Source organism: Nocardia vaccinii NBRC 15922, from assembly GCF_001613305.1.
GTDB lineage: Bacteria > Actinomycetota > Actinomycetes > Mycobacteriales > Mycobacteriaceae > Nocardia > Nocardia vaccinii.
The window spans coordinates 43,275-62,468 of the sequence record NZ_BDCC01000072.1; the positions used below are offsets into that span (position 1 = coordinate 43,275).

Here is a 19,194-nt window from a genome sequence, read left to right on the forward strand (position 1 = left end):
GCTACTGCGTATGGCGGGTAAGAGCATCGACCTGGACCGGGCACTCGAACTCACCGGGACCGGCGATCTGTGGTTGTTCCGGGGACGTTCGGCGGCGGACCGGGCGATTCGGATGACCACGAACAGTCCGGTGAATCACGTCGGCATGGTGATCGCGGCGGACGATCTACCGGTGCTGATCTGGCATGCCGAACTCGGTAGATCGTTGCCGGACATGTGGTCCGGCCACCATCAGCGCGGCGCGCAGTTGCACGATCTGCGAGATGCGGTGCTGGTCTGGGCGAATCGGTACGGTCAGCGCGCCTGGCTGCGTCAGCTGGACCGCCCGGTGACGCGCGAGATGGAGGATGCCGCATTGCGCACGGTGGCCCGCCTGGACGGGCTGCCGTTCCCGTCGACCTCCACACTGGCCGCGCGCTGGTTCGGCGGCCGGTTGGCCAGGGTCCGGGGGAGAAGGCGTGTGGCGCAGAGCGATTCGGTGCCGGGACAGGATCTGAGCAGCGCCTACTGTGCCGAGATCGTCGCTCTGACCTATCAGTCCATGGGCCTGCTGCCCGAGCGCCGCGCGAATTGGTATGACCCGGGCCGGTTCTGGAGTGGCGATACGCTGCGGCTCGAGCAGGGGTATCACCTCGGCGGCGAAATCCCGATCGACGTTCCGGAGAGCTGATGAGCGGTGTTCTCGCCGATCCGGAGTCCGTGCCCGCCGAGGTGCGTTCGTATCTCGCCGAACTCGTGCGGCGAACGGCCGAGGTGTGCGGACCACATCTGGTGAGCGTGTTCGCCGTGGGGTCGATCGCCCTGGGAGACTACCGGCACGGCCGTAGCGATGTCGATGTCACCGTCGTGGCGGATCCGTCGTTGCCGGAACCGGCGGTGCGGGATCTGGCGGCTGCGCTCACGGATTCGACCTGCCCGGCCGCGGGCCTGGAACTGGTCCTGTACGACGCCGATTTCGCCGCTCGGCCTTCCGCCGCGGCGGGATTCCGGTTGAATCTGAACACCGGGCCGCTGCTGCGCTATCAGGCGGCCTACGAGGCATCGGGGTCACCGGCGTTCTGGTTCGTCATCGATCGGGCGATCGGATATCAGTCCGGGCGGCTGCTGTTCGGCAGGCCGGTGCGAGAGGTGCTCGCCGCGCCGTCGCGCGAGGATCAGCTGGCCGCGGTGCTGGAGTCGGTCCGCGACCACTCGCGGGGCGAGGGGCATCTGGCCGACAACCGGGTTCTGAACGGCTGCCGGGCAGTCGTGTTCTGCCGGACCGGTCGATGGGTCGCGAAATATGATGCCGGACAGGAGTTCGCCAACGCCGAGCCTAGCTTCCGGCCGCTCGTCGACCGCGCGTTGCGCAGTTTCGAGCGCCCTCGCTCGGAGGCATTCGACCTGCCCCCGGACGAGGTGCGCGCTTTTCTGGACCGGGTCCGCGCAATCGTCGAACGAACGGCCCGCCCGGCAGGCGGACGCGGGACCGTCACCACGCACGACGGCGACCCGGCATGACCGCGCATCGGTATCCGGCTGCGGGACAGGCGGATACGAGCGTCGGCCGGGGCGATCGGGCAGCATGGACGTCGATGCCGTACACCCTCGCCGATATTCTGCCGTCCGTCGCAGCGTCTTTCGGGCTGGCCGCCGCCCCGTTGGAGCTGGTCCCGCATCGCGATGTCGTGGTGCTGCTGATCGATGGTCTGGGGGCCGAATTGCTTGCGCGGCACCGCGATGTGGCGCCCACGCTCGCCGATCACGTCGCCGCGACCCTGACCGCCGGATTTCCCGCGACGACCTCGACCAGCCTCACCAGCCTGGCGATCGGCGCGCCCTGCGCCACCCACGGCGTCATCGGCTACAGCTTCGCCGTGCCGGACACCGATGGTCCCCGCCTGCTCAATTCGCTGCGCTGGCGGCTCGATACCGCCACCGGAGACGACGCGCTGCACACCCACCCGCCCGAGACCGTGCAACAGCGGCCCAGTCGGCTGCAGGAGCTCGCGGCGCACGGCGTCGAGGTGCACTACGTGGTTCCCGGGTACCAGCGCGATTCGGGTCTCACCAGGGCCGCCTTCCGCGCCGCCGGAACGGTGCACCCGGCCGCGACACTGGACGAGCTGCGGACCGGAATCTTCGCGGTCGCCGATCATTCCGGCGCCGAATCCCGGTTCGCCTACGCGTATTTCGCCGATCTCGACGCGACCGGACATCTGCACGGCCCCGAATCGGCGCAGTGGCTGGAGGTGCTGGGCCGTATCGACGCCCGCGTCGCCGAACTGCTGAGCGATCTCCCCCCGACGTGCTCGCTGCTGATCACCGGCGATCACGGAATGATTCTGGCGGACAACGTGATCGACTTGGACTCCCGCGAGCAACTGCACCGCGACGTGCGGCTGATCGGCGGCGAGGCGCGGGTGCGGCACATCTACCTGGACCGGCCCGCGGCGCTGGCCGACGTGCGGGACCGGTGGGCGGGTGAGTTGTCGACGCACGCACAGGTGGTCGGCCGGGAACAGGCGTTGGACGAGCACTGGTTCGGCCCGACTCCGCCCGACGACGTCATCACCGCGCGCATCGGCGATCTGATCGCCGTCGCGCAGGGCGGCGCCGTGCTGGTGCGTCCCGGATCCGAGCCGCTCGAGTCGACGCTACTGGGACATCACGGAGCCTGGACCGCCGATGAGCAGCTGGTGCCCCTCATCACCACAGCGGGCGCTGTGTCCGGGCGCACGACCACGAGCTGACGGGGGACGAACGCGACGCCGCGCCGCGAGACCTGGAGGCGCAAACCGCTGCGGCGGGACAGGATTCGCGCGACGACGAGTGCGGCGAGCGCGGAGACCGCACCGCAGGCGAACAGGCCCATCCGGGGTCCGTACCGTTCGGTGACCCAGCCGACGATCGGTCCGCCGATCGGGCTGCCGCCGGTGAACACCATCATGTACAGCGACATCACCCGCCCGCGCATCGACGCCTCGGTGGCCAGTTGCACCATCGAATTGCTCGAGGTGTTGAACGTCATCCCGATCAGGCCGACGATCGTCAGGCCCGCGGCGAACACCCAGTACTCCGGTGCGAACGCGGTGACCGCCTCGAGCATGCCGAAGGCGACCGCGGTGAGCACGATCATCCGCAGTCGCGTCTTGGTACGCCGGGACGCCAGCAGCGCGCCGACCAGGGAACCGGCCGCGAGAGCCGTGTTGAGCAGTCCGTATCGCCCGGCATCGATGTGGAAGATGTTGTACGCGAACCCGGACAGCACGGTGGGGAAGTTGAATCCGAACGTCCCGATGAAGCCCACCAGCACGATCGGCCAGATCAGTTCCGGCCGCGCCCGCACATAGCGCAGGCCCTCGAGCAGTTGGCCTTTCTCTCGCGGCACCCGCGGCATGACGTGCAGTTCGGCGGGTCGCATGAGCAACAGCCCGCCGATCACGGCCGCGAAGGACAGGGCGTTGATCGCGAAGGCCCAGCCCGAGCCGACCGCGGCGATGACCGCACCGGCCACCGCGGGCCCGATCAGCCGGGCGGTCTGGAAGTTGGCGGCGTTGAGGCTGACCGCGTTGCGCAGCTGCCCGCGCGAAACCATCTCCGAGACGAAGGTCTGCCGGGTCGGATTGTCCACCACCGTGACCATGCCCAGCAGCAGGGCCAGCAGATATACGTGCCACACGTGCACCGCGCCGGTCAGGGTGAGGATCGCGAGGATTGCGGCGAGCAGGCCCATCACGGCCTGGGTGAGGATGAGCAGCCGGCGTTTGCGGAAGCGGTCCGCGATGACCCCGCCGTAGAGGCCGAACAGCAGCATCGGCAGGAACTGCATCGCGGTGGTGATGCCGACGTCGAAAGCGCTTCCAGTGAGGCTGAGCACCAGCCAGTCCTGAGCGATGCGCTGCATCCAGGTGCCGGTATTGGAGACCACCTGTCCGAGGAAGAAGTAGCGGTAGTTGCGGACTCGGAGCGAGGTGAACATGCCCACCCGGGAGCGGGAGGGCGGCACGAGCTCGGTGTGGGCCGGATCAGGGGTGCGGGTGTTGTCGGTGAGGTCCTTCTCGTCGGGGTCGCTCGATGTCACGTACTGCCTCTCCGGGGCGCGATGCGCTCGCTCGCGGTGCCGGAAGTTCGGGCAGTCACAGCTGCGCGAGACGTTCCAGCACCGGAGCGGCCGAACGCACCAGCGCCCACTCCTCATCCGTGAGCTCGCCGACCAGGTCCGCCAGCCAGGCGTCCCGCAGTCGGCGGCTCTGCTCCAAGATCTCCGCCGCGGGTTCGGTGGCGATGACGAGCACCTGCCGCCGGTCCTGCGGATGTGGTTCGCGCCGGACCAGCCCCTTGTCCTCCAGCAGCGCGATGATCCTGGTCATCGACGGCGGCTGGACGTGCTCTTGGCGGGCCAGCTCGCCCGGGGTAGCCGGGCCGGTGCGGGAAAGCGTTGCGAGTACCTGCATCTCGGTCGAGCTCAGGGAGTGTTCGACCCGTTGATGACGCAGGCGGCGAGCGAGCCGCATGACCGACGCTCGAAGCGTGGTCACCGTGGCGAGATCGCCCTCGGAAGTCCTTCCACCCACAGTTATTAGTTTACCTCATTAGGGTGTCTAAGTTGATTCCGGTGGCGGGTGACGATGGTCTCGGACCGAATCGGGGCACGGTCAGTGCGCGGCGTGATTCGGCGATACGGGAATATGGGACGCATGAGTGATATGCCCGCCCTGTTCACCGTTGACGATGACGGGCGCTACGTCCCGCAGAAATGGGCGTACGGCCGCTGGGGAGCGGACATGCTCAACGGCCCGGCGATCTGTGCCGCGGCGGCGCGGTCGCTCGAGCGAGCACACGGTCTGGACGGTTTCATCCCGGCCCGATTCACCATCGATCTGTTCAAGGCGGCCAAGGGGCAGCCGCTCGAGGTGCGGACCGAGGTGGTGCGCGCGGGCCGCCGGGTCCACGTCGCCGCGGCCACGGTGTTGCAGGGCGAAGTCGAGGTCGCGGAGGCACGGCTGGTGCAGTTGCGCGCCGCCGACGCGCCTCCCGGGAAGGAGTGGCATCCGGACCATTCGTTCGATCCGCCGGCCGATGCGGGCCTGGACTGGTGGCATCGCAGTGACCACGACTGGTCGACGAGCATGGCGGACCATCAGAACGCCGGGCGCAAGAGGCTGTGGATCGTGCCGTTGAACGCGGTCGAGGGCGAGGCGCGCAGTCCGTTCGTACAGGCGGTGACCGCCGCGGAGTCCACCAGCCTGGCGACCAACTGGGGTTCCCAGGGCGTCGGGTACATCAACGCGGATCTGACGGTCGGGCTCGATCGGCTCCCGGTGGGAGATCGGATCGGCCTGCGCGCCGAGACGCATCTGACGGCCAATGGCCTGTCCGTCGGCACGGCCACGCTGTTCGATTCGACCGGGCCGATCGGCACCGGGATGGTGACCGCGGTGTCGAACGCGGCGGCGCAGATCGACTTCTCGGGAGACAAATAGGAGCAGTTTCCGGTGCTCTACCCGAGGCGCAGCATCCGGGAGGCGGCGTCCCGGGCGGCCCGGCGGTCGGTTTTGCCGCCCGGCCCCAGCTCGAGCTGATCGACCGGGACGACGTACTCGGGTAGGTACTCCGCGCCGACGCCCTCGGCGCGGAGCCAGCTCGCCAGCGTTTCGGTGGTGAGGTCGGCGCCGTTGCCGAGAACGACTACCGCGCAGACGCGTTCGCCGAAGATCGGGTCGGGCACGCCGACGACCGCGACATCGGACACCGCCGGGTGCGCGCGCACCAGCTGTTCGATCTCCACGATCGAGACGTTCTTCCCGCCGCGGATGACGAAATCCGCTGTGCGGCCTACCACTCGGAGCCGGTCGGTGTCGTCGACCTCCACGATATCGCCGAGCAGCATCCAGCCGTCGTCGGTGAACAGCTCCGCATTCGCGGCCGGATCGTCCCAGTAGCCGGGCGAGACGAGCGGCCCGCGCACCGCCGGTCGGCCGCGGCGTGGGCTGCCGGTGGCATCCGTTCCGGTGTCGTTCAGGATTCGCACGTCCATCGAGCGCAGGATGTGACCGCAGGTGCGCAGGCGGGTGTCGACATCGTCGTTCAGTGTGGTTCGGCTGACCGCGCCGGACTCGTTGGATCCGTAGAATTGCAGCACCCTCGCGCCCGTGCGCTGTTCGAAGGCGAGCGCGTCGTGATAGGGGACCGGCTCGCCGCCGGTATAGAGGACTCGCAGACTGGACAGGTCGTGCTCACCCGCGGCCTCGGAGCGCAGCAGCATCTTGAATTGCGTGCTGACGCAACATAATACGGTGGCTTGTTCGCGTTCGATCAGCATCGCGGTCTCGGCCGCGTCGAACCGGGCGGTGAGCACGACCGGGAGGCCGAGCAGTGCGGGCAGGAAGTGGGCCGACCACAGTCCGAATCCGTACGGAGCCGGGACGACCGAGCAGATCACGTCTTCGGGGCCGATCCGCCCGCCCGACATGGCTTCCCGGGCGAACGCCACCCAGCGGCGTTCGGTGTGGGTGACCACCTTCGGTAGTCCGGTCGTGCCGGATGTGGAGTTGAGGATCGTGACGTCCGAGGTGGTGAAAGGTTCGGCGGGTTGGTGCGGAGCCTCGTTGCCGGCGAGCCGGTATCGGGTGATGCCGGCCGACTCCTCCTCGAGCACCACGACATTCGTCGGCGCGATCTCGTATTCCCGTAGTTCGGCGAGTAATTCACGCCACGAACGTCCGCGAATCGAATCGACGGTGACCAGTGTCGAGGCTCCCGCCCGGCCCATGACGTGCGCGATCTCGCGCACTCCGGAGCGGATCGCGATCGCCGCCGCGATCCGGTTCGCCCGGTATGCCCCGCACAGTGCGGCATGGATGACGCCGGTGTCGGGCAGCAGCACGGCCACGCGCGAGTTCGGCACACCGGTCTCCCGGAGTCGCGCGGCGATGCCCTCGGCGAACCGGTCGTATTCGCGCCACGACATCGATCGTTCCGCGGTCACGAATGCGGCGGCGTCCGGGATCTGGCGTGCCCACGCGTGTACGAGTTCGCTGACGGACAGATCCGCGTACAGCTCGGGTGTGCGCGCGAACCCGCCCGGACGGAGCGAATCCGCCCGTACTTCGCCGTCGGTCATCACGATCACCTCACTCCATCAGCGCCGCACCGCCCTCCTGGAGCATTCCGCCGGGGCCGCCGCGATCCGTTCGGATGCCGAACGATCACCGTCCAGCACGATACCGCTGACCTTGCCGGCCGCCCGAGGCGCACGTTGTCGCATCGGGGTTGTGTAGTCGCGGTCATCCTGTCGCTTGCGATATCAGGGCCCGCCGCGCGCCCTGCCGGACTCGGTGGTCGGGCAAGTAGCGGATGGTTCGCCGGAACAGCTCCTCGTCGGGTGACGTCGGGCGGCGGGTGTTCCGGCGCAGTCGTTCGCTCAGTCGGTGGCGTTCGGCGATCGGTGGAAGCGAAGCGTGATCATCTGGAATGGTCTGAGCCGCAGGCGGACTCGGGTATCTTCGGCGGCTGCCGAGGTCTCGTCGACGACGGGCCGCTCGAGCAGGTCGCAGATCTGGAATCCCGGGGACTCGAAGCCGGGCGTCAGCAGGGCTGTGCTGCGGCCGCCGTGCGCTTCGTAGACCCTGAGCACGATATCGCCGCTCCGGTCGTCGGCGAGTTTCACCGCGCTGGTGACGACGGCGTCGTTATCGATGCTGAACAGCGGAGCCACGGGCTCGGCCACACCGCGACGCGGTGCGGTGAGATTGACGCGGTAGCCCTCGCGCACCGCATCGCCGATCGTCGCACCGGGAATCAGCCTGTGCGCGAAGCGATGTGGGCCCTTATCGGCGTCGGGATCCGGGAAGCGGGGCGCGCGCAGCAGCGAGGCTCGTACGGTCGTGGTGGTCCCGGAATCGGGCCGGACCGTGCGAGTGACGTCGTGACCGTAGGTGCCGTCGTTGACCAGGGCGACGCCCCAGCCCGGTTCGGTGAGATGGACGAAACGGTGATTGCACGCCTCGAATCTCGCGTACTCCCAGCTGGTGTTGGTGTGGGTCGGCCGGAACATATGCCCGAACTGGGTCTCCGAGGCGTAGCGGTCGGCGTGAATGTCCAGTGGGAAAGCCAGTTTCAGGAATTTCTCGGTCTCGTGCCATTCGACGTGGGTCTCGATGTGCAGGGCGCCGTCACGCAATGACAGGGTCTGCTCGACGGTGGAGGAACCGAACGAACGACCGATCCGCACCACCGTGCCCACCCGCGAATCCGGCTGTACCGCAAGAAAATCCACGTCGGTCAGATCGGTGACGCGGTTGCGGTGGAACACATCGACATCCCAGGCGTCCCAGGCGTTGGGCAGGTCCGGGTGCAGTTGCAGCAGATTCGCGGCCGCGCCGGGCGGGATCGTCTCGCGCTGACCTGCGAGATCGTATGCCGAGATCACGAGCCCGCGCGCATCCACCTCGACCCGGAGCAAGCCGTCGTTCAGGACGTATCCGCCCTCGGCGCGCTTGGTCACCGCGCACGGCGGGTGCTGCCGCACCGGGCCCGCCGCCCCCGCCGGTATCGAAAACCATTCGTGCGGAGTGGGATTGAAGAGATTCGGACCGGCCTCCCGGCCCCCGAGCGTCCACTGCGCCTGCTCGATGATCGCCGACAGTTCCCGTGCCACCCGTGCGTGCGCGGCTTCGGTCTCGCGATGCACCCACGCGATGGACGATCCCGGCAGGATGTCGTGAAATTGGTGCAGCAGCAACGTCTTCCAGATCCGCTCGAGCTCCTCGTACGGGTAGGCCGCACCGGCGCGGACCGCTGCCGTGGCGGCCCACAGTTCGGCCTCGCGCAACAGATGTTCACTGCGCCGATTCCCCTGTTTGGTCCCGGCCTGACTGGTCAACGTGCCGCGGTGCAGCTCGAGATACAACTCGCCGACCCACACCGGGGGATCGGCGTATTCGGCCTCGGCGCGGTCGAAGAAGGCGGCGGGTTCGGTCCACACGACCTTCGGCGCACCCTCGAGATCGCGCATGCGAGCGGCCTTGGCGACCATCTCGCGCGTCGTCCCGCCGCCGCCGTCGCCCCAGCCGGTCGGTGCGAGTGATGTCGACGCGCGGCCCTTCTCCTTGAAATTCCTTGCGGCATGGGCGAGTTCGCGTCCCGTCATGGCACAGTTGTAGGTGTCGACCGGCGGGAAATGGGTGAAGATCCGGGTGCCGTCGATCCCCTCCCACGAAAAGGTGTGGTGCGGAAACTGATTGGTCCGGCTCCAGGAGATCTTCTGTGTGAGCAGCCGCGTACATCCGGCCGCGCGAATGATCTGCGGCAGCCCGGCCGCGAATCCGAACGTGTCCGGTAACCACACCTCCCGGCTCTCGATGCCGAACTCGTCGAGGAAGAATCGCTTGCCGTACACGAACTGTCGCGCCATCGCTTCCGAGCCCGGCATATTCGTATCGGCCTCGACCCACATGCCGCCGGTCGGCACGAACCGCCCCTCCGCGACGGCCGCGCGCACCTTCTCGTAGACCTCGGGCCGGTGCCGGGCGAGCAGGTCGTACTGCGCGGCCTGGGACATCGTGTAGATGAACTCGGGTTCGTCGGCCAGCAGCGCGGACATGTTCGCGGCGGTGCGGGCGATCTTGCGCACCGTCTCGCGCAGCGGCCACAGCCACGCGGTGTCGATATGCGCGTGCCCGACGGCGCAGACGGTGTGCGCCGAGGGCACGGCCGGGGCGGCGAGCGCCTGGGTCAGGCAGGTCCGGGCCGCGGCTGCCGTGGCGTTGACGTCTTGCAGATCGATTGCGTCCAATGCCCGTTCGATGGCCTGGACGATGTCGTAGCGCCGGGCAGGATTGTCGGGCATCTCGTGCATCAGCTCGCCGAGCACCTCGAGATCCTGGACCAGTTGCCAGACCTCCTCGTCGAAGACCACCAGATCCAGCCGCCCCAGCCGGTACTGCGGCTCGTCGCCGGAGGTGGTCCGGTCGCCGAGTGGCGTCGGCCCCGGAAACGGGACGACCGGATTCGAGGCCGCCTCGACATGCAGCAGGACACGCTCCCCGCCGACCGCGGGCGCTGCCACGCGAACCCAGTTGTTCTGTGGGTGTAGCCCTTTCACCGGCGAACCGTCCGGCCGATAGACCAGCCCCTCGCACTGGAAGCCCGTCATGCCCGAGTCGAAGCCGAGATCGATGATCGCCTCGACGGTTCGCCCGGCCCATGCGCCGGGCACCGTCCCCTCGACGGTGAGCCAGCTGGTTCCCCACGGCGCGCCCCACCGAGCGCCGGACTCGACCGGCGTGCGGGGTGCGGCCAAACCCTCGGCGACCGGAACGGGTTCATCGGGTGCCACCCAGATGCTCGCGGTGAGCGGCGTCGACGCCGGATGGATCGCCGGGACGATCCGTTCGGTGAGGACGCGCGCGAGGCGGCCCTCGATCAGCAGGCGGTCATCGTGCATGGCGCTGGCTCCCATCGGACCGAGGACGTGACGAACCGTGCGTCCTCATTGTCCGGCGGGATGGTGAATTTCCCGTGTCACATGGTGAATTCCGTTGAGCGCCAGTGAGTTCCGGTGCTTTTGCTCAGCCCTGCTGACCGTTGCCGTTCCCGGTAGCCGCGCCGAGTTCGTAACCGAAGACTCCGCCCGCGATGCCGGTGGGAACAGCGGCAGCCACCGCGCCGACCACTGCGCCTGCCGCGGCGCCGACGCCCGCCCCCACGAGGGCGCCCCCCAGGACTCCCACGGGCGCGCCGATCCCCACGGTCGGAACGGCCAGGGCGACACCGCCCGCGATCCCACCGATAGTCGCACCGATCGCACCTCCGATGAGCGCTCCCGGCACCGCCCCGAACGCCGCGGCGGGGATCGCCGTCGCAGCTGTGCCGATGATGGCGCCGGCAGTTCCGCCATTCAGTGTCTGCTGGGTGACCCTGTCCGAGTAGTTGTCGTCCACGGGGTGCAGCCCGCCGATCGGCACGGGTCCGATGTGGGGGTTGCGCGGAGTGATGCCGTGCCGCACCGGGGCGGTCCAGTGCTGCCCGACGGGCGCGGGAGCCGGGACGCTCGGTTGTGCCGCGGCGTTGCCCGCGGCGCAGGTCACCACGATGGCCACCGGTATCGCGCCGACGATCGGCAGCATGGCGCGACGCAACGCACTGGTGTGGGAGTCTCTGGACCGACGAGTCATGCGGAACACCCTCTCGCTGGATTCGACTGGGAACAGCTTTCTGGCGATCGGTTATCGAACACGCGCGGCGGAACGACGGGCCTCACCGGAAGTAGGACGCGTAGTTGCCGAAGGAGATTTGATCGAGTTGGTTCCGGGCCGTCCTCTGCGTCGGCGCGGCCTGTTCGCAGGCGGGCGCGCCGGTGAACGGGACAGCGCACCCGGTGTCAGCGGTATTCGCCACCGGTTCGCCGTTGGCCGTCCGGCTGGCCGCCGAGGCGAGCGGGCACGTACCGATCACTGCCGGTATCGATATCGTTCCGCAGCGGCCGGACGATCCGGGCCGATATCTTGCGCCCGCTGACCACGTGAAGTGCATATGTCGACCTCTCGAAGCGCTGTCGGATGAGGTAACACAAGCTTGCGGTAAGTCAAATCTGTGATAGGTGCTGTGTCAAGGGCCGATAATTCCCAGCAGATAGCCGGGCGGGTCTCGGAGCGGAGAGATGTGCCGTCCTGCGGAACAGAAGGACGGCGAGTACGCGTTGTTCGGCCATCAGCGCATGTACGCGATCGCGGTGATGGTTCGGATCGGGCCTTGGTGCCGAACGAGATTGTGGCGGAGAGGCGTACACGAACGGCCCGGTTTCGGGATGTCGAAGCCCGGGCCGTCACGGACGATCAGTGGTCAAGCTTGGTCGAACTCGCCGCTTTCGAGGCTTGCGGTGAACGCGTCCCATTCACTTGGGGTGAAGATCAGCGCTGGGCCGGTTGGGTTCTTGGAGTCGCGAACACCGACGCCATCGCGATCCAGGAAGGCCACCTCGACACACTCTTTACCTGCTTGGCTGCGGCTGCTCTTGAGCCACTTCGCCCCGGACAGATCAGCGCTCACGTTGCTCATGCTCCCTTGCCACCCGCCGAAGCAGGCCTCTGCTCGTTGTCTCGTCCAAGGCTGCCGCCCCGATACTCTCGTGCCGACGATAGTAGTGCAGGACGTCGTCTTCCTTCTCCAGATACATATCGCCGACGACTCCTTCGAGGAAGACCACCGGTGGTTCGACGTGAGCGCCGCCTTGGTCGTGCCCGAAGCTCAGGATGACGTAGGGCGGCATGGATGCCCGATGCCCCATCCGGAAAACCGGCCTCGAACGGCAGCACTCGCACGGTCACATTGTCCCTCGTACTGACGTCGGCGAGATGGCGAAGCTGGTCAGCCATGATCGCTCGGCTTCGCGCGACGCGATGCAGAGCGGCTTCGCCGATTACGACATTCAACTGGACAGGTTGAGTCTTCCTGGTGACGATTCTCTGGCGCTGCGTTTTGATCTGGACGCGCTGCTCCCACTGCTCGAACGTCTCATCGGGCCAGGCCAATTCGACCAAAGACCGGTTGTAGTCGACGGTTTGGAGCAATCCCGGAATGAGATCCGGTTGGTACGTGATGATTTGAGTTGCGGCCGTTTCCAATCCGACGTAGACGTCGAAGTTCTTCGGGATGAGATCGCCGTACTGATGCCACCATGACTTCACATTGGCCTGCTGTGCGAGTCCCTTGAACGCCTCCGCGAGATCCGGTGGGACGTTGTACAAGTCGCAGATGGCCTGTATGACCATATTCTTGATCCGGCCCGTTTCGCCCTTCTCCAGACGGTTCAGGCTGGTGGCGCCCATCTCCAGGAGCTGTGCCGCCTTGACCTGTGTGTAACCGGCGCGGGTGCGCCAGTCCACGAGATAACGCCCGAGTTGCCGCCTCGGCAGCGTCGAGCCGACGTTGGGTATCTCTGGCATGTGATCTCCGTTTCGGGGATGTGTGAATCTCCGGATCGGGGGAATGTTCTCGTCCAGTGCGGAGACAGCGCAGGCGCTTCGGAGAGATTCCTTCGGAGACTCCGTTTCGGCGTGACTCGAGGGTAGCGCGGGTGTATCATATACCCAGCGCCCGAAGGGATCACGTCGCGATCCCCGCTCTCGGTCGGGCGCTGATCCCGCCGCTCGGTTCGGCGGAATCCTCATTGAATACCATGAAATATGAAGGGGCGGAACCATGTTGAGATTTGCTCCGGAGGGTGAGTTGCCGCGGCGAGTACCCGCCGCCTCCCGGGTCCGGTTCGCGATCTGTCCGGATGTGCGTGATCTGGCGGAGGTGGACGAACCCACCACGGATCTCCTGCTGCGTGTTCGAGATGCGTTGCGCACGTGGGTTTCTACCGATACCTCGGTCGGGTGATGAGCGGTGGCCGAGATGCTTCCGCCGACCGATCACACACCTTTGGCGGTGATGTCGATCGAGCTTGCGCATTGGATCATGCAGTGGCACATCGACTGTCCGGTGACGGTCTGCGCGGTCAAGCGGCAGGCGAAGGCGAGATTGATGCAGGCGCATCGGATAGTCCCCGCGGATCAACCCCACTTCGGAATGTGAGGCCGACCAGATGAGCCGCGAGGACGATCTGTGGTGCGACTGGTGCGGGGGCCCCAATCAGGTCGTCCTGCGACACGACGACCGCGTGTTCTGTAGCTTCGCGTGTCTTCGGCGATACCGATCGCAGGCAGGCGGCTCGGACGTCATCGATCTCCCCGTACGTGGATGAGGATTCCGGAGAGCCACGCCCGCCGGGTGGATGCCAAGGAGTTGTCAAGGACCGGCGGCGAGGGTGTCGGAGAACAAGCACCACAAGAGTATGGGAACCGCGATGCCGCCGCTCGACACCCTTCACCATCCGTCCTCGTCCTCGTCACGGTCGCGCGGTGTGCGCAGATCCGGTTGGATGGCACTGCGTTCGATGAGCGCGGCGATCGTGGTGGGGATGAGTGGGCTCACCATGCCGGTACCGGCGCAAGCCATCGAGCCGCCGGGTATCGATCCGGGCGCACTGAACGCGGCGATCGCGCTGAACGCCAAGGGCGGGCCACCCGACCCGACCGTGCAGCGACTGATGTGCGCCGAATTGGGACTGTCGGGTACGCCGCCGCAGGAGACCCGGGATCTGCCCGCGCTGTGGCGGCTCAGCCGCGGTGCGGGACAGAAGGTCGCCGTGATCGATACCGGGGTGAACCGGCATCCCCGATTGCCGAAGCTCCAGGCCGGCGGCGACTTCGTCGCGAACTCCGACGGCACCTCCGACTGCGACGCTCACGGCACGCTCATCGCCGGAATCATCGCCGCACAACCGAGTTCGAAAGATTCGTTCGCCGGTATCGCCCCCGATGCGACGATCCTGTCGATCCGGCAGCTCAGCCTCGCATACCAGGCGGCGAACGGTACCGGCGCGACGCCCGGGCAGATGTACGACGGCGGCTACGGCAGTGTGCTGACGCTGGCGGCGTCCGTGGTGCGCGCTGTCGACATGGGCGCAACGGTGATCGATATTCCCGAGCCGGCTTGCGCAGCTGCCGACGGTCCATTCACGGACGGAGCCCTGGGCGCGGCGGTCCGGTACGCCTTCGATCGGAACGTCGTCGTCGTGACCGCCGCGGGCGACGTGCAGGCCGAAGGCCACTGTGCGGTCCAGAACGACGGAACAGGATGGAAGGCTGTGCGGACCGTCGCAAGCCCCGCATGGTTCGGGGCGAACGTCCTGACCGTCGCGTCGACCGATGCGAACGGCTCGGTGTCGCCCCACTCACTCCACGGCCCCTGGGTCGGTGTCGCGGCTCCCGGACAGAACGTCGTCTCCTTGGACAGCGCACCGGGCGCCACCGGGTTGGTGAATACCGCGCAGACCGCCGGGGGACAAGCTCCGATCGAGGGCACCGGCTTCTCGAGCGCATATGTCGCCGGACTCGCCGCACTCGTGCGCGCCCGGTTCCCCGGACTGACCGCCGCGCAAGTGATCGAGCGAATCGAGAAGACGGCGAAGCACCCCGGCTCCGGTCGCGACGATGCCGTCGGATACGGCGCCGTCGACCCGATCGCCGCACTCGGCTCGCACTCTCCCGCGAACACGACGAATGTCGTTGCCATAACGGTCATTTCGGTGCTGGCAGCACTGGTCATCGGGCTCGCCGTCCGGATTCCTTTCCGCCGTCGGCGTTCCCGGCCGGCGTGAGCGAGGTATCGAGAGGCCGACGACCACAGAATCCGAGTGTGGCAACAATTTTCGAACCGGATCACCAGCGCGCGCCGGTTACGATTACCGGCACCGGACGCCGCCCGGCGAAACCACCGGCCGGCGCGGTCACGCTTCCCGCGCGGGAACCCTTCGCGCCGGCAGGCGTGTCTGTCAGATAACTGGCGCTGCCCGCAATGGTCAAGGTGGACAAGGCATATCGCCGCAGCCGTCTGCTCAACCGAATCTCGGCACTGCGATGCGATGCGCGTCGCCCGATACGAATTCTGAACCGAGGGCGCGTCTGCGCCTGCGTGCGGTATCCGGCCCTTCGTTCGCGCAGGGCCCGTAGCGGTCCGCCGACGCGAGTACGCTTGCCCCAATCGGTTCCGTGGCGGTCGCGGAATCAGTCAGGGGGAGGTACCACGTTGGACGAGCGGTCGGCCTCGACGGTCTATGGCAGCGTCGGCGAGTTCGTGGAGCACTATCTGGGCTTCGTCTATGCGCGACAGGTGGAAGATCGCAGTGACACTGTGTGGTGCCCTGAATGGTGGAGACATGCCGAGGCGGCCATACGCTTGGAAGCCGTGTGGCGGGCCTGGGAACATTCACGAATGAATGGCACCGCGGGCATGAGTACATGGCTTCTCGAACATGCCGACCCGCATATGTACCGGTTGTTCGACCCGCGGGGCCCCTTCCGTTATTGCGGTGCTCAGAAAGGGCACCGAGAACTCTTGGCGCCGTTACCTGTTGAATCTCCCGAGACGTTGTCGGTGGATTCACCCGGCTTCGCCGAACCAGCTCGAGGCGACGCCGCTCCTCGGGTTCATGCCGATGTGGGTCAGTTCGTCGAGAATTATGTGAGCCCTGTCTATCGACGACAGGTGAGTGATGTGAACGATACGGTCTGGTGCCCCCAGTGGTGGAAGCATGCCGAGGCGGTTCTACGTCTGGAAGCCCTGTGGCGGGCCTGGGAATATTTCAGACAGGACGGCAGGACAGGTATGAGTCTGTGGTTCATCGACCATGCCGACCGTCAGATGAACAGGCTTTTCGGCCCGCGTGGACCCTTCATGTATTGCAGCGCCCGGAACGGTCACCGGGATGTTCTCGAACCGCTGCCCGTGATTCCACCGCCCGATGGCCTGTTCGCTGAGACCGCCGCTGAAAGTATCGCAACAAGCGGTGGCAGTCATTTCGGAAGTCTCGTTCGGTTCGTCGAAGACTATTTGAGCCCGCTCTATCGACGGCAGGTCATCGATCTGAACAACGCCGTATGGTGCCCTGAATGGTGGAGGCACTCCGAAGCGGTTATACGCCTGGATTCCCTGTGGCGAACCTGGGAAGTTCTCGGACGGGATAGTGGGAAAGGTATGAGCGTATGGTTTCTCGACCACGCCGACCCGCATATGAACGAACTGTTCGATCACCGCGGCCCGTTCGCATACTGTAGTGCCCGCAACGGACATCGAGACGGTATCGCTCCCCTTCCGCTCCGGCCTCCGAACTCGCCCGGATTCTCGGAGTCGCCCGACGAAAAGACACGGTGACATCTGCACGATCGCCTGTGCCGGTACTTCGGCAATCAGGGGCCGCGGGTGTCCTCCTCGGTACAGTCGGCATAACGACCCTGTCGAAAGGAGTCCGGAATGGCTGCGTTACCGTGGGACCGCAGTCCGGGACTGCGTGAGCAACTCGCCGATTTCTATCGTGACTTGCATCGGCATCCGGAGTTGTCGTTGCAGGAGTTCCGGACCGCGCAGCGGGTGGCCGAGGCGTTGGGGCCGGCGGGGTTCGAGGTGACCACGGAAGTCGGGGGAACCGGGGTGGTCGGGGTGCTGCGGAACGGGGCCGGGCCGGTGGTGTTGCTGCGCGCCGATTTCGACGCGCTGCCGGTCGAGGAGAAGACCGGGCTGCCGTCGGGGCCGAGCGCGAGCCGGAATTCGACTGGAATCTCAGCGCACCGGTCCTGGTGAACGACCCGGCGGCGACCGCGAGCACGGTCTCCGCCCTGACCGAGCACTTCGGCGATCAGCGCATCCTGCTCATGCCCCAGGTCAACGCGAGCGAGGACGCGGGCGTCCTCGGCACGTCCGCAGGCGTGCCGAGCGTGTATTGGTTCTGGGGCGGAATAGATCTCGCCGGCCGAGACCTCGACGAGGTACCCGCCAACCATTCCCCCGAATTCGCGCCGCAGATCGAACCCACCCTCAGCGCGGGCGTCGAGGCGCTGGTGATCGCGGCTCGCACCTGGCTGGGTGAAACCAGCTGACCTGAAAACCTTGCCCGGCAACATGATTCGGGAGGCCAGGTCATCGCTGTGGCGTCGGGCGGCGATGCGGTGTTGCCGCTACGCCTCGACTCTTGGTCATGCGCCGGATGTATGCAGGGGCGCGGCAGGTTTGCCGTCGATGGGGTCGAGATGGCTTGGTGCGCGGCCGAGCCCGAATCGGCCCTCGGTCAGGGCCGGTGCGGGCCGGCTGGGGGCGTCGGAGCGATCGACACCGAGGTGGTCTCGAGGAAGCCGTCCAATCCTTCGGGGCCGAATTCGCGGCCGATGCCGCTGGCCTTGACGCCGCCGAACGGCGCGGCCGGGTCCATGCTGTAGGCCGCGTTGATTCCCAGTGTGCCGCTTCGGATTCGGTGGGCCACGGCGGTTCCGCGGGTGATGTCGGGGGTCCAGATCGAGCCGGAGAGGCCGTATTCGGTGGCATTCGCGATGCGGATCGCGTCATCGTCGCCGTCGTGCGCGATGAGCGTGAGCACCGGGCCGAAGATCTCCTCCTGGGCGATGCGCATGGCGTTGTCGGCGTCGGTGAACAGTGTCGGGCGCACGTACCAGCCGCGGTCGATCCCCGCCGGCAGTCCGGGCCCGCCGACGAGCAGGCGCGCCCCCTCCCGGACGCCCTGGTCGATATAGCCGTGTACGCGCTGCTGCTGGCGCTGGGAGACCATCGGGCCGATCCGGGTGGAGGGGTCGAACGGATCGCCCACGCGGAGGCCTTCCACGGTACTCACCAGTGCCTCGGCAAACTCGCGATATCTGTTGCGCGGCAGCAGGACTCGCGTCTGAGCGACGCATGCCTGCCCGCTGTTCATCAAGCCCGCCACGGTCATGCCCTCGGCGACCGTCTCCGGATCGGCATCGTCCAGGACGACCGCGGCGGATTTGCCGCCGAGCTCCAGGCTCACCCGTCGCAGCGCGGCACCGCATGCCGCGGCGACCTGCCTGCCCGCGGCGGTGGAACCGGTGAAGGAGACCTTGTCCACGCCCGGATGCGAGACCAGATACCGGCCGATCTCGCGATCACCGGGCAGGATGCTGACCAGCCCGGGCGGCAGGCCCAGCCCGGTCAGCAACTCCGCGGTGAAATACGCGTCCAGCGCTGTCTCCGGGGACGGTTTGAGCACGACCGCACATCCGGCGAGAAGCGCCGGAACGAGTTTCGCGACGGTCAGGAACATCGGCATATTCCACGGGATGATCGCGGCGACCACGCCGACGGGCGTACGGTGCACGGCGACCTCGCCCCCGAACGCGCCCGCGCGGACCTCGTGCCACGGATGCCGGGCCGCGACGTCGGCGAACGCGCCGATCATCGCGCCGGGCAGGCGGGCGTGCGCCGAGCGGGAGAACGTGATCGGCGCGCCCATCTCGGTGCTGATCAAGCGGGCGAGTTCCTCCTGCCGCGGCTGATACCGGGCGGCCAACTCCCGGATCACCGCGATCCGCTCGGCCGGGTCCAGCCGTGGCCACGGGCCCTCGTCGAACGCGTTGCGCGCGGCCGAGACCGCGCGATCGACGTCGGCCAGGGTCGGCGCGGGCACTTCGGCTACCGGTTGCCCGGTATGCGGGGAGATCACCTCGAACGTGTCGCCGCCGGTGGGCGCGACCCATTCGCCGCCGATGAACAGATGTCGATGAGCGGGCACGGTTACCTCCTCGTGAGTCCGATGGCCCGGATGCGGTGCCGATCATGGTGTACGGCAGGCTTTTCGGG

The 19,194-nt window shown here is 67.2% G+C and carries 16 protein-coding genes and 2 pseudogenes; 9 read left to right on the top strand and 9 right to left on the bottom strand.

The window, feature by feature from the left end; genetic code table 11:
- Positions 1–10 precede the first annotated feature (10 nt).
- The 3 genes from NV1_RS36390 to NV1_RS36400 are packed head-to-tail and all read left to right on the top strand — an operon-like array spanning position 11 to position 2,732.
- Positions 11–670: a hypothetical protein gene (locus NV1_RS36390; RefSeq protein WP_067902304.1), complete on the top strand. Its 660-nt coding sequence runs from the start codon at positions 11–13 to the stop codon at positions 668–670.
- Positions 670–1,500 carry an aminoglycoside adenylyltransferase domain-containing protein gene (locus NV1_RS36395; protein WP_067902307.1) on the top strand — a complete coding sequence of 277 codons (831 nt, stop codon included), beginning with the start codon at positions 670–672 and terminating at the stop codon, positions 1,498–1,500. The genes NV1_RS36390 and NV1_RS36395 overlap by 1 nt, the downstream gene beginning before the upstream one ends.
- Positions 1,497–2,732, top strand: a complete 1,236-nt coding sequence (locus tag NV1_RS36400; protein WP_307631044.1) for an alkaline phosphatase family protein — start codon at positions 1,497–1,499, stop codon at positions 2,730–2,732. The genes NV1_RS36395 and NV1_RS36400 overlap by 4 nt, the downstream gene beginning before the upstream one ends.
- Here NV1_RS36400 and NV1_RS36405 read toward each other — a convergent pair.
- Entirely contained in the window at positions 2,648–4,063 is a 1,416-nt protein-coding gene (locus NV1_RS36405) for an MFS transporter (RefSeq protein ID WP_218027320.1), read from the bottom strand. The genes NV1_RS36400 and NV1_RS36405 overlap by 85 nt on opposite strands.
- Before the next feature lie 55 nt (positions 4,064–4,118).
- On the bottom strand, positions 4,119–4,556 hold the full coding sequence (locus NV1_RS36410; RefSeq protein ID WP_245714103.1) for a MarR family winged helix-turn-helix transcriptional regulator: 438 nt from the start codon (positions 4,554–4,556) through the stop codon (positions 4,119–4,121).
- Between the two features lie 123 nt (positions 4,557–4,679).
- Here NV1_RS36410 and NV1_RS36415 point away from each other — a divergent pair, with 123 nt between their 5' ends.
- A complete protein-coding gene (locus NV1_RS36415; RefSeq protein WP_067902312.1) occupies positions 4,680–5,465 on the top strand; it encodes an acyl-CoA thioesterase domain-containing protein in 786 nt (261 codons plus the stop codon).
- A 17-nt stretch (positions 5,466–5,482) separates the two neighbouring features.
- Here NV1_RS36415 and NV1_RS36420 read toward each other — a convergent pair whose 3' ends face one another.
- The 6 genes and pseudogenes from NV1_RS36420 to NV1_RS36445 all read right to left on the bottom strand — a co-directional run.
- On the bottom strand, positions 5,483–7,105 hold the full coding sequence (locus tag NV1_RS36420) for a class I adenylate-forming enzyme family protein (RefSeq protein WP_067902423.1): 1,623 nt from the start codon (positions 7,103–7,105) through the stop codon (positions 5,483–5,485).
- 300 nt (positions 7,106–7,405) lie between these two features.
- The gene (locus NV1_RS36425; protein WP_067902314.1) at positions 7,406–10,429 is read right to left on the bottom strand and encodes an alpha-mannosidase; all 3,024 of its coding nucleotides are present in this window, start codon (positions 10,427–10,429) and stop codon (positions 7,406–7,408) included.
- A gap of 124 nt (positions 10,430–10,553) precedes the next feature.
- On the bottom strand, positions 10,554–11,159 hold the full coding sequence (locus NV1_RS36430) for a hypothetical protein (RefSeq protein ID WP_157117607.1): 606 nt from the start codon (positions 11,157–11,159) through the stop codon (positions 10,554–10,556).
- 667 nt (positions 11,160–11,826) lie between these two features.
- Positions 11,827–12,033, bottom strand: a complete 207-nt coding sequence (locus NV1_RS36440; RefSeq protein WP_067902323.1) for a DUF397 domain-containing protein — start codon at positions 12,031–12,033, stop codon at positions 11,827–11,829.
- Positions 12,023–12,271, bottom strand: coding sequence for a Scr1 family TA system antitoxin-like transcriptional regulator (locus NV1_RS46135; RefSeq protein ID WP_307631050.1), 249 nt, complete (start codon positions 12,269–12,271; stop codon positions 12,023–12,025). Before NV1_RS46135 ends, NV1_RS36440 begins: the two co-directional genes overlap by 11 nt.
- Positions 12,272–12,290: 19 nt before the next feature.
- Positions 12,291–13,187 (bottom strand): annotated as a pseudogene (locus NV1_RS36445) (helix-turn-helix domain-containing protein); the annotation flags it as partial.
- Between NV1_RS36445 and NV1_RS44145 the strand changes: the two are divergent.
- The 5 genes and pseudogenes from NV1_RS44145 to NV1_RS47255 all read left to right on the top strand — a co-directional run bounded on the left by NV1_RS44145 (position 13,186) and on the right by NV1_RS47255 (position 17,465).
- Entirely contained in the window at positions 13,186–13,368 is a 183-nt protein-coding gene (locus NV1_RS44145; RefSeq protein ID WP_157117608.1) for a hypothetical protein, read from the top strand. The pseudogene NV1_RS36445 and the gene NV1_RS44145 sit on opposite strands and share 2 nt — an antisense overlap.
- Positions 13,369–13,948: 580 nt before the next feature.
- Entirely contained in the window at positions 13,949–15,190 is a 1,242-nt protein-coding gene (gene mycP, locus NV1_RS36455) for a type VII secretion-associated serine protease mycosin (RefSeq protein WP_245714105.1), read from the top strand.
- 428 nt (positions 15,191–15,618) lie between these two features.
- Complete coding sequence (locus NV1_RS46140; RefSeq protein ID WP_245714106.1) at positions 15,619–16,743, top strand: DUF4913 domain-containing protein; 1,125 nt, start codon at positions 15,619–15,621, stop codon at positions 16,741–16,743.
- Positions 16,744–16,842: 99 nt separating this feature from the next.
- A pseudogene (locus NV1_RS47250) lies at positions 16,843–17,112 on the top strand (amidohydrolase); the annotation flags it as partial.
- Positions 17,113–17,165: 53 nt separating this feature from the next.
- Complete coding sequence (locus tag NV1_RS47255) at positions 17,166–17,465, top strand: zinc-binding metallopeptidase family protein (RefSeq protein WP_067902338.1); 300 nt, start codon at positions 17,166–17,168, stop codon at positions 17,463–17,465.
- 188 nt (positions 17,466–17,653) lie between these two features.
- Here NV1_RS47255 and NV1_RS36475 read toward each other — a convergent pair whose 3' ends face one another.
- A complete protein-coding gene (locus NV1_RS36475; protein ID WP_084526354.1) occupies positions 17,654–19,126 on the bottom strand; it encodes an aldehyde dehydrogenase in 1,473 nt (490 codons plus the stop codon).
- Positions 19,127–19,194 lie beyond the last annotated feature (68 nt).